The sequence below is a fragment of the Acidocella aluminiidurans genome (assembly GCF_055383125.1).
In genome coordinates this window covers 438,875-453,501 of sequence record NZ_AP031589.1, presented here as the reverse complement: position 1 = coordinate 453,501, position 14,627 = coordinate 438,875, and the positions used below count along the sequence as shown (strand labels likewise).

10 protein-coding genes are annotated in these 14,627 nt (G+C 66.5%); 4 read left to right on the top strand and 6 right to left on the bottom strand.

Features of this window, described 5'->3' with window-relative positions:
- Positions 1-185: 185 nt before the first annotated feature.
- The 5 genes from ACZ46S_RS02375 to ptsP all read right to left on the bottom strand — a co-directional run bounded on the left by ACZ46S_RS02375 (position 186) and on the right by ptsP (position 8,402).
- Positions 186-1,304 carry an aldose epimerase family protein gene (locus ACZ46S_RS02375; RefSeq protein WP_295740734.1) on the bottom strand — a complete coding sequence of 373 codons (1,119 nt, stop codon included), beginning with the start codon at positions 1,302-1,304 and terminating at the stop codon, positions 186-188.
- 144 nt (positions 1,305-1,448) lie between these two features.
- A complete protein-coding gene (locus tag ACZ46S_RS02370) occupies positions 1,449-2,774 on the bottom strand; it encodes a TIGR00366 family protein (protein ID WP_464063223.1) in 1,326 nt (441 codons plus the stop codon).
- Between the two features lie 482 nt (positions 2,775-3,256).
- Positions 3,257-4,930: a fructose-specific PTS transporter subunit EIIC gene (locus ACZ46S_RS02365; RefSeq protein WP_295740730.1), complete on the bottom strand. Its 1,674-nt coding sequence runs from the start codon at positions 4,928-4,930 to the stop codon at positions 3,257-3,259.
- On the bottom strand, positions 4,927-5,898 hold the full coding sequence (gene pfkB / locus ACZ46S_RS02360; RefSeq protein WP_464063222.1) for a 1-phosphofructokinase: 972 nt from the start codon (positions 5,896-5,898) through the stop codon (positions 4,927-4,929). Before pfkB ends, ACZ46S_RS02365 begins: the two co-directional genes overlap by 4 nt.
- Entirely contained in the window at positions 5,895-8,402 is a 2,508-nt protein-coding gene (gene ptsP, locus ACZ46S_RS02355; RefSeq protein WP_464063221.1) for a phosphoenolpyruvate--protein phosphotransferase, read from the bottom strand. Before ptsP ends, pfkB begins: the two co-directional genes overlap by 4 nt.
- A 180-nt stretch (positions 8,403-8,582) precedes the next feature.
- Here ptsP and ACZ46S_RS02350 point away from each other — a divergent pair, with 180 nt between their 5' ends.
- Positions 8,583-9,575, top strand: a complete 993-nt coding sequence (locus ACZ46S_RS02350; RefSeq protein ID WP_464063220.1) for a LacI family DNA-binding transcriptional regulator — start codon at positions 8,583-8,585, stop codon at positions 9,573-9,575.
- A 13-nt stretch (positions 9,576-9,588) separates the two neighbouring features.
- On the opposite strand, the gene ACZ46S_RS02345 is transcribed toward ACZ46S_RS02350, so the two are convergent.
- Positions 9,589-11,460: a chloride channel protein gene (locus ACZ46S_RS02345; protein ID WP_464063219.1), complete on the bottom strand. Its 1,872-nt coding sequence runs from the start codon at positions 11,458-11,460 to the stop codon at positions 9,589-9,591.
- Positions 11,461-11,630: 170 nt separating this feature from the next.
- Here ACZ46S_RS02345 and ACZ46S_RS02340 point away from each other — a divergent pair, with 170 nt between their 5' ends.
- The 3 genes from ACZ46S_RS02340 to ACZ46S_RS02330 all read left to right on the top strand — a co-directional run bounded on the left by ACZ46S_RS02340 (position 11,631) and on the right by ACZ46S_RS02330 (position 14,618).
- On the top strand, positions 11,631-12,545 hold the full coding sequence (locus ACZ46S_RS02340) for a LysR family transcriptional regulator (RefSeq protein ID WP_464064314.1): 915 nt from the start codon (positions 11,631-11,633) through the stop codon (positions 12,543-12,545).
- A gap of 94 nt (positions 12,546-12,639) precedes the next feature.
- On the top strand, positions 12,640-13,104 hold the full coding sequence (locus tag ACZ46S_RS02335) for a formate dehydrogenase subunit gamma (RefSeq protein ID WP_464063218.1): 465 nt from the start codon (positions 12,640-12,642) through the stop codon (positions 13,102-13,104).
- On the top strand, positions 13,104-14,618 hold the full coding sequence (locus ACZ46S_RS02330; protein ID WP_464063217.1) for a formate dehydrogenase beta subunit: 1,515 nt from the start codon (positions 13,104-13,106) through the stop codon (positions 14,616-14,618). The genes ACZ46S_RS02335 and ACZ46S_RS02330 overlap by 1 nt, the downstream gene beginning before the upstream one ends.
- Positions 14,619-14,627 lie beyond the last annotated feature (9 nt).

Sequence of the window (14,627 nt, the reverse complement as noted above, 5' to 3'; positions counted from 1 at the left end):
AATTGCTCGCTAAAATGAAAGCTAGAGCGTTCAGCTAAAAGCTGAAGGCTCTAAAGTAAAATGACCCTGACTGGACTCAGTCAGGGTCATAAAGTTTCTCGCCAAACATAAATAGAGCGAGTGGGGGTAAACCCATCTCGCTCTAAGAGACGGGAACGCCGACCGCGAGGCCGGCGTTTTCATTTTCAGTCGGTCGAGAACTTAAAGACCGTGGTGGATTTGAAGGTCTGACCCGGCTTCAGCTCGGTGCTCGGGAATTTCGGCTCGTTCGGCGAATCAGGGTAGTGCTGGGTCTCGAAGGTATAGCCCTCGCCCTGGCGGTAAAGCTTGTCGTCGGATCCGACCGTGGTGCCGTCGAGATAATTGCCGGTATAGAACTGCACCCCGGGTTCCGTCGTGTAGACCTTCATGATCCGCCCGGTCTTCGGCGCGTAGGCTTCCGCGGCGAAGCTGAGCGCATCGGGCTGCGGCTTGTTCAGCACCCAGTTATGGTCATAGCCATGCGCCATGATCAGTTGCTGGAAATCGTCATAAATCTGCGAATCGATCGGCCGCAGCGTGCGGAAATCCATCGGCGTGCCCGCCACGGGCGCGATCTCGCCGGTGGGGATCTGGGTGGCGTCGGTCGGCGTGTAGCTGTCGGCGTTGATCTGCACCAGCTGCCCGAGGGCGGAGCCGGAGCCATTGCCATCCAGGTTGAAGTAATCATGGCTGGTGAGGTTGATCACTGTCGGCTTGTCGGTCGTCGCTTCGTAATCAATCCGCAGCGCGTTGGAATCCTCCAACGTGTAGGTGACCGTCACCTTCATCGTGCCGGGATAGCCGTCCTGCCCGTCCGGGCTGGTATAGGTGAGAACTGCGGCGACGCCGTTATTGACGGTCTTGGTCGCAACCTTCCAGAGCTGCAGATTAAAGCCTGTGGTGCCGCCATGCAGCGAGTTCACGCCGTTATTGATCGGCAGATGGTAGGTCTTGCCGTCCAGCGTGAACTCTCCCTTGGCGATGCGGTTGGCATACCGCCCGACAATCGCGCCGAAATAGGTGGAGTTCTTCACCGCGTAGCCGTTGAGGTCCTTGAAGCCGAGCACGACATTGCCGAGCTTGTTGTCGCGGTCCGGCACATCGATGGCGGTGATGCAGCCGCCCAGCGTGATGAATTTCACCACCATGCCATGCGCGTTGGTCAGCGTGTATTGCTCGACCGTCTGGCCGTTGGCCAATGTGCCGAAACTGTCATGGGTCACGCTATCCGCATGTGCCGTGCCCACCCCAGCGATCGTGGCCAGAACGGCAATCCCGGCCATTTGCTTTGTTGCTTTGATTTTTCTGTTTTTCATGGCGCTTCCTTTCAAAAAGCGCCATATCGTATCAACCTACGTCGCACAGTAAAAATAATCTATGACAGGCGACTGATAACCTTACCGATATCAGCGCGTCGTCATCGCCGCCTACGGGATCAGCAGCAGCGCGGCGGCGTAGATCACCAGCGAGACCAGAAAGGTGATGGCGGTGTAGCCCATCACTTTCTGGATGCGGATGCCCGCCATCGCCACCATCGGCACCGCCCAGAAGGGCTGCAGCATGTTGGAGACATTCTCCGCCATCGCCACGCCCATCGCGGTGCGCGCGGCATCCGCATGCAGCGCCACCGCGGCCGGCACCACGAAAGGTCCTTGCACGGCCCAATGCCCGCCGGCACTCGGCACCAGCAGCGTGATGATCAAGGAGCTGCAATAGCTCCAGAAGGGCAGCGTGCCGGCCGAGGCGAAGGCGACGAAACCCTTGGCGATCGCCGCCGCCAGCCCGGTGCCGGCCATGATCCCCATGATCCCGCCATACATCGGATATTGCAGCACCATCGCGCCGCATTGCGTCACCGCGGCGCGGATGGCGTTGGCGTAGGCGATCGGCCGCCCCTGCAGCGCCAGCCCGACGAGCAGGAAGATCAGGATGGTGGTGTTGATGTCCAGCGCGAATTTATGGGCCTGCACCGCGATGAAAATCACCCCGAGCCCGATCGCCAGCAGGATCAGCGTGCCGATCGGCGAGCGCTCCAGCCGGGCGGCGAAAGAGTCCGGCGCGATCGCGCTGCGGCTATGGCTGTCCTGCGCACCCGTATCTGCTTCCGGCACCAGAGGCTGCACGTCGGCGGCGGGATACATGCGCACGAACACAAACCCCATCACCACCAGCACCGCGAGGCTGGGCAATAGCACGAAGGGCGCGAAAATCGTCGCGGAGAGCGGGATCAGCTGCCCGGTGGCCTTTTCGATGAAATTCATCTCATTGCCGTGGCTCGCCTGGGAGAGGGCAATGGAGCTGGACAGCCCGTTATTGCAGACCGACCAGGCGGAATAGCAGGCGGCGACCAGCCAGCCGAAATCGATCCGCGTATTGCGGGCGATGGCGCGCGAGAGGAAGGCCGCCACCACCAGCCCCAGCCCCCAATTCGCCCAGGCGGCGAGGCCGACAATCGGGAACACCAGGGCGGCGGCGCGCGCGGGGGAGGTCGCGCCCCGGGCGAGGCGCTCCAGCAGGGCCCGCACCACCGGCGCATCCGCCACGGCAAAGCCGGTGGCCAGGATCAGCACCATCTGGAAGGCGAATTGCAGGATCTTGAAGGCCCCGCCATACCAGCTGTTCAGCAATGTCGTCGCGCTCGCATGCGGGGCGAAGGCAATGGCGAGCAGCCCGACCAGAACGGTCAGCCAGATCGAGAGCACAAACGGGTCCGGCAGCACCCGCTCGAACACATATACGATTTTGCCGATCACGCCGTGATGACCGCCTGGCCCCGCTGGGGCTGTTTGTTGGTGCGGTTGCAATGTCTCGCTCCCTGACGTTGCCGTGCCCCGGTACCGGATGGACGCAACTTTGTTGATGTTGAAACTGACCGTTAATCGGTCAGACTGATCGATTAACGGCAGGACTCCTTACCAGAAACGGTTTCTCAAGAAAACCCGCCAGAGCGCGCGCCCGCCAGCCAGGCCCAAAACGCGCAACAGGCCGGTGGATGCCCACCGGCCTGTTGCGTTCGCTATGATCCGAGCTGTTTCTAGAGCCTGAATGGTTCAGATTGAATCGCGAAGCGATCAAGCTGAAGCGTGAAGCAACCTCTCAATCAAAGCGTTAGAGCGCGTCTAGAGCGATATGTGTTGAGGTTGACCCGGCAGCGGCAACTTAAACACATGAAATTGCGCGCCAAAACGAAAGCTAGAGCCTTCAGCTCAAAGCTGAAGGCTCTAGCCGCCACGCCTCAGGCCAGAACGGCGGCGTTGCGCTTGGCCAGCCCCAGCGCCAGCGCCGTGGCGACACTGCCGGCGATAATCGCGATGGCATAGACCCCCAGATGCGTCACCGCATTCGGGATCGGCAGCACGAAAATCCCGCCATGCGGCACCTTCAACTGCACGCCCATCGCCATCGAAATCGCCCCGGCCAGGGCCGAGCCGGCCATGTTGCAGGGGATCACCCGGAACGGATCGCGCGCCGCGAAGGGAATCGCCCCCTCGGTGATGAAGGACAGACCCAGAGCGCCGGTGGAGAGGGCGGATTCGCGTTCATCCAGGCTGAACCGGCTGGGGAACAGATAGGTTGCCAGCGCGATGCCAAGCGGCGGCGTCATCCCCGCGGCCATCACGGCGGCCATCGGCGTGTAGATCTGCGCGGAGAGCAGCCCGACCGCGAAGGCGTAGGCGGCCTTGTTCACCGGCCCGCCCATGTCGAACGCCATCATCGCGCCGAGCAGCAGCCCGAGAATCACGGCCGAGGAGCCCTGCATGGATTTCAGCACGTTCGTCATGAAGGCCATGATGTCGGCGATCGGGGTGCCGATCACGTAGACCATCGCCAGCCCCGTCACCAGCGTGCCCGCCAGCGGCAGGATCAGCACCGGCTTCAGCCCTTCCAGCGCGCGCGGCAGCTTCAGGGTTTTGTTGAACCAGGAGGTGAAATACCCGGCCAGGAAGCCGGCGGCGATGGCCCCCAGGAACCCGGCCCCCAGCAGCGAGGAGAGCAGCCCGCCGATCATGCCCGGCGCCAGCCCTGGCCTGTCCGCGATGGAATAGGCGATGAACCCGCCCAGGATGGGCACGAACAAGGTGAAGGCGGATTTCGCGCCGATCTCGAACAACGCCCCGGCGAAGCTGTGGGCATGGCTCGGCTCGGTGGCATAGATGCCGCCAAAGGCAAAGGCCAGCGCGATCAACAGCCCGCCCGCCGTCACGAACGGGATCATGTAGGAGACGCCGGTCATCAGATGCCGGTAGGGGCCGGTTTTCACCCCCGCCGCCTTCTGCGGCGTCGCCGTCCCCGTGGCGCCGCCCTGCAGCGATGCCTGCTCGAAGGCGCGACGGATCAGATTTTGTCCATCATTGATCGCGGCTTTGGCGCCGGATTCGAACAGCCTCTTGCCGGCGAAGCGGGAGAGATCCACCTGCCGGTCGGCGGCGATGATCACCAGATCCGCCGCGGCAATCTCCTCCGGCGTCAAAGGCGTCTGCGCGCCGACGGAGCCTTGGGTTTCCACCCGGATCTCGTGGCCCAGCGCGGCGGCGGCCTGCAGCAGCCCCTCGGCGGCCATGAAGGTATGCGCGATGCCGGTGGGGCAGGAGGTGACGGCGACAATCCGCTTCACCGCCTGCTTCGGCCCGCCCAGCAAGGCGGCGGGATCGGCCAGCACCTGTTCGATGCTCGCCGTGACGCGCGGCGCCGTGGCCTCGGGCAGCACCGCCCCCTCGCCCACCAGCAGCACCAGGCCGGCCTGCTGCATCTGCGCGGCGCTGAGCTTGTTCAGCACGCCTTCGGCGGTATGCACCTCCACCTCGATGCTGCGGCCCTGCAGCTTGGCCGCCTTGCGCAAGGCCTCCGCCGCCAGCACCCCCTGCACCACCGCCTTGCCCGCGGCGACCGACGCGATAATCTCCGTCATACGCTCTTCCCTTCCGCTTCCATTTTTGTCAGGTCTTTCACAACCACTTGTTTTGCCAATGCCTCGACCTCCTGGCGCGGCGGCAGATTGGCCCCCGCACGGGAGAGCTTGGCCGCCGCGAAAGCAGTGCCCAGCCGGGCGATCCGCTCCAGCCCCGCCCCGTCGCGCAGCGCCGCAATGATCCCCGCCATCATCGCATCCCCGGCGCCGACGCTGCTGACCACCCGCAAGGGCGGCAAGCCGGCGTGCACGGCCTGCCGGGCGGTGACGAACAAGGCCCCCTCGGCGCCGAGCGAGATGACGACCAGCTCAACGCCGCCGGCATTCAACTCACCCGCCGCCGCCAGCAGCGCCGCGTCGTCAGCCAAAACCCGGCCGGTCAGCTCTTCCAGCTCCGCCCGGTTGGGCTTGATGGCAAAGGGCTTCACCGCGCCACCCAGCCCGGCCCGCAACGGCGCGCCCGAGCTATCCAGCAACACCCTCACCCCGCGCGCGGCCAGCCGGGCGATCAGGGTGGCGTAGTAACCGGGCGCGATCCCGGCCGGCAGGCTGCCGGCCAGCAGCACCACGCCCCCCGGCACCGCCAGGGCCTCCAACCGGTCCGCCAGGGCAGCGCCGATCCCGGCCGGCACCATCAGGCCGGGCAGGTTGATGTCGGTGGTGTCGCCATCATGGCTCAGCTTGATGTTGGTGCGGGTTTCCCCGGGGAGGCGTAGAAACCCGTCATCGATCCCCTTGGCGGCGAACAGGGCGCTGAAGGAAGCCTGGTTATCCGCCCCCAACAGCCCGCTGGCCGCAACCGGGCCGCCGCCCCAATCCGCGAGGCAAGCGGCCACATTCACCCCCTTGCCGCCGGCATGCACAAAGGCCGCCGGGGCGCGATGCACCTGGCCGGGGCGCAGCCCGTCCAGCAGCACCGTCTGGTCCAGCGCCGGGTTCAGGGTGACGGTTAAAACCGGCGCGCTCACGGCAGCTCCAGAGCCCGCACCTCGGCCGCGCTCGCGGCCTCCAGCGCCTGCTCGGCCAGCGCCTTCAGGGCGCTGAAGGCAACACCGCGCAGCTTGGCCTTCACTGCGGGAATGTCGCGCGGGGTCATCGAGAGCTCGCTCACCCCCAGCCCGGCCAGCAAGGCCGCGCCCAGCGCATCGCCGGCAATGCCGCCGCACACGCCCACCCAGCGCCCATGCGCCCGCGCCCCCTGCACGGTCTGCGCGATCAGCCGCAGCACGGCGGGGTGCAGGCTGTCCGCCTCCGCCGCCAGCTCCGGGTTCTGCCGGTCGATCGCCAGCGTATATTGGGTCAGATCATTGGTGCCGATGGAGAAGAAATCGCAATGCGCGGCCAGGCTGTCGGCCTGGATGGCGGCGGCGGGCACCTCGATCATGATGCCGATCGGCAGCGCCGGCCCGTTCACCGCAACGCGAACCTCCTCGCAGATCTCGCGCAACCGGATGATCTCGGCCACCGAGGTCACCATTGGGAACATGATCGATACCTTCCCGCCCTGCCCCGCCGCGCGATAGATGGCGCGCAGCTGCGGCAGCAGCAGATCCTGCCGGCGCAACAGCAGCCGGGCCCCGCGCACGCCCAGGAAGGGGTTTTCCTCCCGCGGCAGATGCAGATGCGCCACCTGCTTGTCGCCGCCGATATCCAGGGCGCGGATGATCAGCGGCCTGTCCTCCAGCGCCTCGATCATGCCCCGATAGATCGCCAGCTGCTCATCCTCGCTGGGCGTCGCGCCGCTTTCCAGGAACAGGAATTCGGTGCGCATCAGCCCCACCCCCTCGGCCCCTTCGGCCAGCGCCATCGGCACCTGGTCCGGCCGGTTCACATTCGCCGCCACCTCGATAGGCACGCCATCGGTGGTGGTGGCCGGGCGGGCGCGCTCAGCCTCCTCGCGCGCCCGGGTGGCGCGCAAGCCCGCCGCCCAGTCTTGCGCCGAGGCCACATCCTCCGGCGAGGGGTTGAGATAAAGCCGTCCGGTCTGACCATCGACGATGGCGAGCTGCCCGGAGAGCGCCTCCTGCGCCAATGCCTCGCCGCCGGCGACGATGGCGGGCAGACCCAGGGTGCGGGCCAGAATCGCGCTATGCGCGGTCGGCCCGCCTTGGATCATCGCCAGCCCCAGCACGCGGTTGATATCCAGACCGGCCGTATCGGAGGGGGAGAGATCCTGCGCCACCAGAATGCACGGCGCCTCCGGCAGCTCGGTGAGCGAGCCCGAGGCGATGGAGGGGTCGAGCCAGGAGAGCACCCGCCTTCCAACATCGCGCAGATCCGCCGCGCGGGCGGCGAGCACCGGGTTGCCCAGCGCGCCGAGCCGGGCGGCCATGCGGTTCACCGCCTCGTTCCAGGCGAAGGCCGGGCCATGGCCTTCCACCATCAGCTGGCAGCTCAGCGTGATCAGGTCCGAATCGTTCAACAGCTCGGCCTGCGCCTTGAAAATCTGCGCATCCTGCGCGCCCAGGCGGCGGGCGGTGGCGTCCGCCAGCGCCACCAGCTGCTGGCGGGTGTTGGTCAGGGCCTCATGCAGCAACTGCCCGCCTTGCGCGAGCGCCACCGGCTGGTCAGGAATCTCCAGCGCGTCGCCCCGCAGCACGTGCAGCCTGCCGATGGCCAGGCCCGGGCTGGCGGCGATGCCGGAAATCGTCAACGGGCTGCCGGGCGGGGTCCAGCCGCGCACCGGAGCGGCCGCCTGCTTCGCCGCGGCGGCGGCGGCATCCGCCACCTCCTGCGCGGTCAGCCCGGTGATCTTGGCGCGCAACGCCGCCAGAGCCGCCTCGGCGCCCTCCCCTTCGGCGGACACCGTCACCGCATCGCCCCGCCGCAGCCCGAGCTGCAGCAGCGAAACCAGGTTGCGCGCATCCGCCATCTCCTGGCCATGGCGCACCCGCACCGGCACGCCATGGGCGCGCACCACATCCACCCAGGCGCTGGCCGGACGCGCATGCAGCCCGGCGGGATAATCCACAACCCACTCGAAAGCCTGGCTGAAATCCTTTGCCGCCGGGGCGTCCTGGCGCGGCCCGTCACTGGCCAAGGCGTGCAGGATGGCATCCGCGTCGGCGGTGGAGAACAGCGCCTGCAGCCTGGCATCATCCTGGATCAAGCGGGTCAGACGGCGCAGGATGGTGATATGCGCATCGCCCCGGGCGGCGATCGCCACCACCAGATGCGCGCGCTGCCCTTCATTCCATTCCACCCCGGCCGGCACCTGCAGCACCGCGATGCCGTCGCGCTGGATCAGCCCCTTATCCTCACCCAGCCCGTGCGGAATCGCCACGCCATGGCCAAGGAAGGTATTCGCCACCGCCTCGCGCCGCAGCATCGACTCCCCGAATGCCGGCTCCACGCAACCCGCCGCCACGAGCAGCTGGCAAGCTTGCGCGATCGCGTCTTCCTTGCTGGCGGGCGTGGCGTTCAGCCGGACAAATTCCCGGCCCAGTAGGTGATCTGGCGGTGTCATGGACATGGCATTTCCTCAGGCATATTTGCGGCCAACTGAAATCGTTTTCAGTTTCCATGTCAAGCATTATCCCGCATCGCGTGCCATTCAGGACGCAACATCATGCTTGTCTCTTGCTTTTTCCGGCGATTCAGCGCTCATTTGACTGAGAACGATTTCGTGCTTTTAGGCGAAACCGGAGGAAGCATGAGCGTAAGCATCAAAGACGTTGCAGCCAGGGCGAACGTGTCCCCCGCCACCGTATCCCGCGCCTTGGCCGGCGGGCAGGTGAGCGCCGCCTTGCGCGCCAAGGTCGAGGAGGCGGTGAAAGCCACCGGCTACCGCCCCAACCTCTCGGCGCGGCGCCTGCGCTCGCAGGAGTCGCAGACCATCGGGCTGATCGTGGCGGATATCTCCAACCCGTTCTTCACCGCCGTGGCCCGCGCCGTGGAGGATGAAGCCTACAAGGCCGGGCTGCGGGTCATCCTCTGCAATACCGACGAAAATCCGGACAAGGAGGCGCTCTACCTGCAGCTGATGGAGGAGGAGCGCGTCACCGGCGTCATCTTCGCCCCCACCCGCGCCACGGTGGGCAAGCTCGCCAAACGCCAGTTCAATTTCCCGATGGTGCTGATCGACCGCGCCGAGCCCGGCTGCGGCCAGGATGCGGTGGTGCTGGACAATGCCGGCGCCGCCGCGCTGCTGGTCGAGCATCTGCGCGACCGCGGCTATCGGCGCATCGAGGGGCTGTTCGGCAACGCCTCCACCACCGGCGTCGAACGCCGGCTGGGCTATGAGGAGGCGATGCGCCGCTTCGGCCTCACCCCCTCGGCGCGCTTCATCCCCCCCAGCATCAAGGCGGCGGAGGAGGAGGTGGCGGGCTGGTTCAAACGCGGCCCCGCGCCGGAAGCGGTCATCGCCTCCAACGGGCTGTTGCTGATGGGGGTGGTGCGGGCCCTGCGCGGCGCCGGCAAATCGATGCCCGACGACCTCGCGGTGGCGGGGTTCGACAATGAAAGCTGGACCGATCTGATCGGCCCCGGGCTGACGGTGATCGAGCAGCCGGTGGCGACGATGGGCCGCACCGCCATGCAGCTCCTGCTGGAGCGGCTGGAGGACCCGGACGCGCCGCTGCGCAAGATGGTCCTCGGCGGGCGCTGCCTGGCGCGCGGCTCCACCACCGGGCGCGCGCTTCCCTGAAGCTCACCCCGGCTCAATCATTCCTGTAATCGGCGACATTCGCCGCGACGCTGTCCGCCACGTGCTCCTTGGTGATCACTCCGCACACATCCTCGGCGCGCGGCGCGCCGACGCCATCGCCCACCACAACCGCCATGATCGCCTGCTTTCCCCAGAGCCGGCGGATCACATCGAAAGCCATGGTGTTTTCGCGCACGATGGTGAAATCCCGGCTGGCCAGATCGCCGAGCGTGATCCCGCGCTCATCTTCCGCCAGCCCCCGCCGCAGCGCCATATTCACCCGCAGCACGCCGCGGATCTGCCCGGCTTGCGTCACCACCACATGGCGCATCCGCCCGGTCTCCTCCTCGGCGCTCAGAAACGCCTCGAAGCTGGTCTCGGCGGGCAGGATGGTCACGCTGCGCACCATGATGTCGCGCGCCCGGCGGACCAGGAACATGTTGGCATGGCGCGCCCGGGGAATGCTGTGGCCGCGCCCGACCAGCTTGACCGTATAGATATTCTCCGGCGAGAGCAGCCGGCGCACCCCGACCGCCACCGCGACCGCGACGATCATCGGCATGACGATGCCGTAATCGCGCGTCATCTCGAAGATCATCGCCACCGCCGTCATCACCGCGCCGGTGCCGCCGCCCACCATCGCCGCCATGCCGACCATGGCGAAGCTCGCCACGTCGATCGGCAACGGCACATGCAGCGCCTTCAGCGCCGCGGCGAAGGCGCCGCCGATCGCCGCCCCCATGAACAGCGAGGGCGAGAAGATGCCGCCCGAGGAACCGGAGCCGAGGCTGACCGAGGTGGCGAACAGCTTGGCCAGGAACAGGAACAGCAGCAAGCTGCCGAGCACCGGCAGGCTGGTGCCGAGCTGGCCGGTGAGAATCGCCTCGATCGTCGCATAACCGACGCCATCGACATAATAATGCCCGAGCGTGCGATAGAGCAGGTAGAACAGCAGCCCCACCATCGCCATGCCCAGCGCATGGCGCAGATAGCGATTCGGGATCCGCTCAAACGCATCCTCCGCCAGATGCAGACCCCGAATGAAGCCCCAGGCCGCGACGCCGATCAGCCCGCCCAGCACGGCGAACAGCAGCAAGGTCGCGGCGGCGTCCGGTCCGGTGCCAAGCGACGGCAAGGGCGGCACGAAGAAAGCCGGCTGGTCGCCAAAAAAGGCACGCCCGATGAAGGTGGCCGCCCCCGTCGCCAGCGCCACCGGCAAAAACGCCGTCACCCCGATTTCGGGCATCATTAGCTCGATGGCGAACATCACCCCGCCGATGGGTGTGTTAAAGGTCGCCGCGATCCCGGCCCCTGCCCCGGAGGCGACCAGAATGATCCGCTGATCCGCCGGCATCCTGATGAGCTGCCCCAGCGTCGAGCCCAGCGCCGAACCGATCTGGATGATCGGCCCTTCCCGGCCGACCGCCGCCCCGGTGCCGATGGCCACCGCCGAGGCCAATGATTTCACCACCGCCACCACCGGGCGAATGACGCCGCTTTTATAGAAGATCGCGTCCATCACCTCCGGCACGCCATGGCCGCGCGCCTCCGGGGCGAAATTCACCACCAGAAACGTCACCACCAGCCCGCCAATGACCGGCACGAGAATGATGAGCGCGCCCCAGGGCGAGCCGGCGGTGAAATGATTCGCGTCGTAATGCCAGGAGAGCTGCCCCAGGAAGCCGAGATTATGGATCAGCCCGATCAGCGCCCGGAACAAGGCCGCGCCGGCGCCGGTGAAAATACCCAGCCCCAGGGCGATCAGCGACAAGGAGAGCAGATTGAGCGCGCGCACCGGCGTCTGCTCGCCCCCCATCGGCGTCTGCTCTGACTCATCATGCGCCGGGCCGGATTGAACCGCGCGCGCGGATGTAGACAAACTCATGGCCCCGCTGCCTCCCCTGCCGCCGGATTCGCACTCTGATCCTGGCGGCCAATTGGTTCTCCCAGCCTCGCTCAGGCCGGGTTGGCTTATCATGGCGGCGATGCCGGCAAACGGCAATGCGCAAAGCCGGCGCATCTGGGCTTTGACAGCCCGCGCCACCCCCCGATAATCTGAGCCCGCAGCCCGGGAGCGTCCTCATCCTCACCAAATTCGAATATCTCATCGCTCTGGCGCGGGAGAAGAATTTTGGCCGCGCCGCGCAGGCATGTGGCGTCACGCAGCCCAGCTTCTCGGCCGGCATCCGCGCGCTGGAGGAGCAGGTGGGCTTGCCGCTGGTCATTCGCAGCTCGCGCTTTCAGGGCTTCACCCCGGAAGGCGAGATCGTGCTGGGCTGGGCCCGGCGCATCGCCACCGATCTGCGCTCGATGCGGCTGGAGCTGGCCACCGCCAGCGGCGGCCTCGCTGGGCTGTTGCGGATTTCGGTGATCCCGACGGCGCTGGCGGTGGTTGCCGGCCTCACCTCGCCCTTCCGCGCCCGCCACCCGAATGTGCGCTTCAGCGTGGAATCCGCCAATTCCGGGGAGATATTGCGGCAGCTGCAGAACGCTGAAATCGATGTCGGCGTCACCTATCTGGATAACGAGCCGATCGGCAAATTCCGCTTCACGCCGCTTTATAAAGAGCATTACCGGCTGGTGACCAGCGCCCTCTCCGCCTTTGGCGAGCGCGACGCGGTGAGCTGGGCCGAAGTCTCGCAGACGCCGCTTTGCCTGCTGACGCCGGATATGCAGAACCGGCGCATCATCGACCGGCTGCTGAGCCGATCCGGCGCACATTTGCCGCCGGCGGTGGAATCGAACTCGATCATGGTGCTGCTCTCGCATGTGCGCACGGGCAACTGGTCCTGTGTGCTGCCGGAGAAGCTGGTGGAGATTTTCGGGCTGGGGCCGGGGTTTCGCTCGATCCCGATCAATGAACCCGACGAGGCGCATATTGTCGGGCTGCTGGCGAGTGATCGCAGCCCGATGCCGCCGCTCGCCCAGGCGATGTTCACCCTGGTCCTGGAAGGCGGGCTGGTTCTATAGTTTTGTGCTATCGCAGCACTGAATTACCCGGATTGAAATTCACCTTACGTTCGCGCATCTTCCCGCCGTTAAAAGCAAAAAGGTGAAGCGATCCATGTCCGCCAGCTGGGATGCGTCACGCGCGCAAGAGATTGTTAATAAGTATCTGCCTATCAAAGGTCCGATGCTGCCAATCCTGCACGCGCTCCAGGAGGAGTTCGGGTTTATCAGTGACGAGGCGATGCGCCTGGTGGCGCGGAGCCTCAATGTCACCCGCGCCGAAATCTATGGGGTGGTGTCTTTCTATCATGATTTCCGCCAGGCCCCGGCGGGCCGGCATGTGCTGAAAATCTGCCGGGCGGAAGCCTGCCAGTCGGTCGGCGGCGAGGCCCATGCCGCCGCCTTGCTGCAAAGCCTCGGGCTGGAATGGGGCGAGACCACGCCGGATGGGCGGCTGACGGTGGAGCCGGTTTATTGCCTCGGGCTCTGCGCCTGCGGGCCCAACGCGATGCTGGATGGCGAGCCCCGCGCCCGGCTGGATGCGCAAAGCCTGCACGCCCTCGCCGAGGAGGCCGCCTGATGCGTATTTTCGTCCCCCGCGATGCGGTTTCCCAGGCTCTGGGGGCTGACCTTCTGGCCGCCGCCATCGCCGCCGAGGCCGCCAGGCGCGGCGTTGCAGCCAAGATCATCCGCAATGGCTCACGCGGGATGTTCTGGCTGGAACCGCTGGTCGAGATCGAAACGGCCGAAGGGCGCATCGGCTTTGGCCCGATGACGCTGGCGGACGTGGCCGGGCTGTTCGCCGACCCCGCCTCCCACCCCAAGGCGCTGGGGCTGGTCGAGGCGCTGCCCTTCCTCGCCAAACAGCAGCGCCTGACCTTCGCGCGCTGCGGCATCATCGACCCGCTGAGCCTGGCGGATTACCGCGCCCATGGCGGCCTCGCCGGGCTGGAGCGGGCGCGCGGGATGAGTGCCGAGGCGATCTGCGCCGAGGTCACCAAATCCGGCCTGCGCGGGCGCGGCGGGGCGGGCTTTCCCACCGGGGTGAAATGGGAGACGGTGCGCAAGGCCGAGGCGCCGCAGAAATATATTGTCTGCAACGCCGATGAGGGCGATTCCGGCACTTTCGCGGACCGGCTGATCCTGGAGGCGGACCCGTTCTGCCTGATCGAGGGCATGGTGATTGCCGGGCGGGCGGTGGGCGCCAGCCAGGGTTATGTCTATTGCCGCTCGGAATATCCCAACGGCATCAAAATTTTTAACGAGGCGCTGCTGATCGCCGCGGAAGCCGGCCTGCTTCACGGCTTTGCGCTGGAGCTGCGGGTCGGCGCCGGCGCCTATGTCTGCGGCGAGGAAACGGCGCTGCTGGAGAGCCTGGAGGGCAAGCGCGGCATGGTGCGCGCGAAGCCGCCGATCCCGGCGCTGCGCGGCCTGTTCGGCCAGCCCACGGCGATCAACAACCTGATCTCGCTGGCGACCATTCCCTATATCCTGGCGCAAGGCGCGGAGGCTTATGCGAGCTTCGGCATGGGACGCTCGCGCGGCACCATGCCGGTGCAGCTGGCGGGCAATATCAAACATGGCGGGCTGTTCGAGACCGCTTTCGGCATCACGCTGGGCGAGCTGGTGAATGAGATCGGCGGCGGCACCGCCTCCGGCCGTCCGGTGCGCGCCGTGCAGGCGGGCGGGCCGCTCGGCGCCTATTTCGCCCCGGCGCAATTCGACACGCCCTATGATTACGAAGCCTTTGCGGCGCGCAACGGGCTGATCGGCCATGGCGGGCTGGTGGTGTTTGACGACACCGCCAACATGGCCGCGATGGCGCGCTTCGCGATGGAATTCTGCGCGCATGAATCCTGCGGCAAATGCACGCCCTGCCGCATCGGCTCGACGCGCGGCGCGGAGATTCTGGACCGGGTGGTGGCCGGCGCGTCCCGGCCGGGGGATCTCGATCTGGTCAAGGATCTTTGCGAGACGATGAAATTCGGCTCGCTCTGCGCCCTGGGCGGTTTCACCCCCTACCCTGTCTTAAGCGCGATCACGCATTTTCCTGAAGATTTCGGCGGCGCCGCGCTGCCTCTGGCGGCGGAATAGGAGTCCAAC

Excerpts from the sequence above, each read along its gene's own strand:
- ACZ46S_RS02375 (WP_295740734.1), bottom strand. The coding sequence starts at position 1,304 with ATGGCCGGGATTGCCGTTCTGGCCACGATCGCTGGGGTGGGCACGGCA.
- ACZ46S_RS02345 (WP_464063219.1), bottom strand. The coding sequence starts at position 11,460 with ATGAGTTTGTCTACATCCGCGCGCGCGGTTCAATCCGGCCCGGCGCAT.
- ptsP (WP_464063221.1), bottom strand. The coding sequence starts at position 8,402 with ATGTCCATGACACCGCCAGATCACCTACTGGGCCGGGAATTTGTCCGG.
- ACZ46S_RS02350 (WP_464063220.1), top strand. The coding sequence starts at position 8,583 with ATGAGCGTAAGCATCAAAGACGTTGCAGCCAGGGCGAACGTGTCCCCC.
- ACZ46S_RS02335 (WP_464063218.1), top strand. The coding sequence starts at position 12,640 with ATGTCCGCCAGCTGGGATGCGTCACGCGCGCAAGAGATTGTTAATAAG.
- ACZ46S_RS02365 (WP_295740730.1), bottom strand. The coding sequence starts at position 4,930 with ATGACGGAGATTATCGCGTCGGTCGCCGCGGGCAAGGCGGTGGTGCAG.
- ACZ46S_RS02330 (WP_464063217.1), top strand. The coding sequence starts at position 13,104 with ATGCGTATTTTCGTCCCCCGCGATGCGGTTTCCCAGGCTCTGGGGGCT.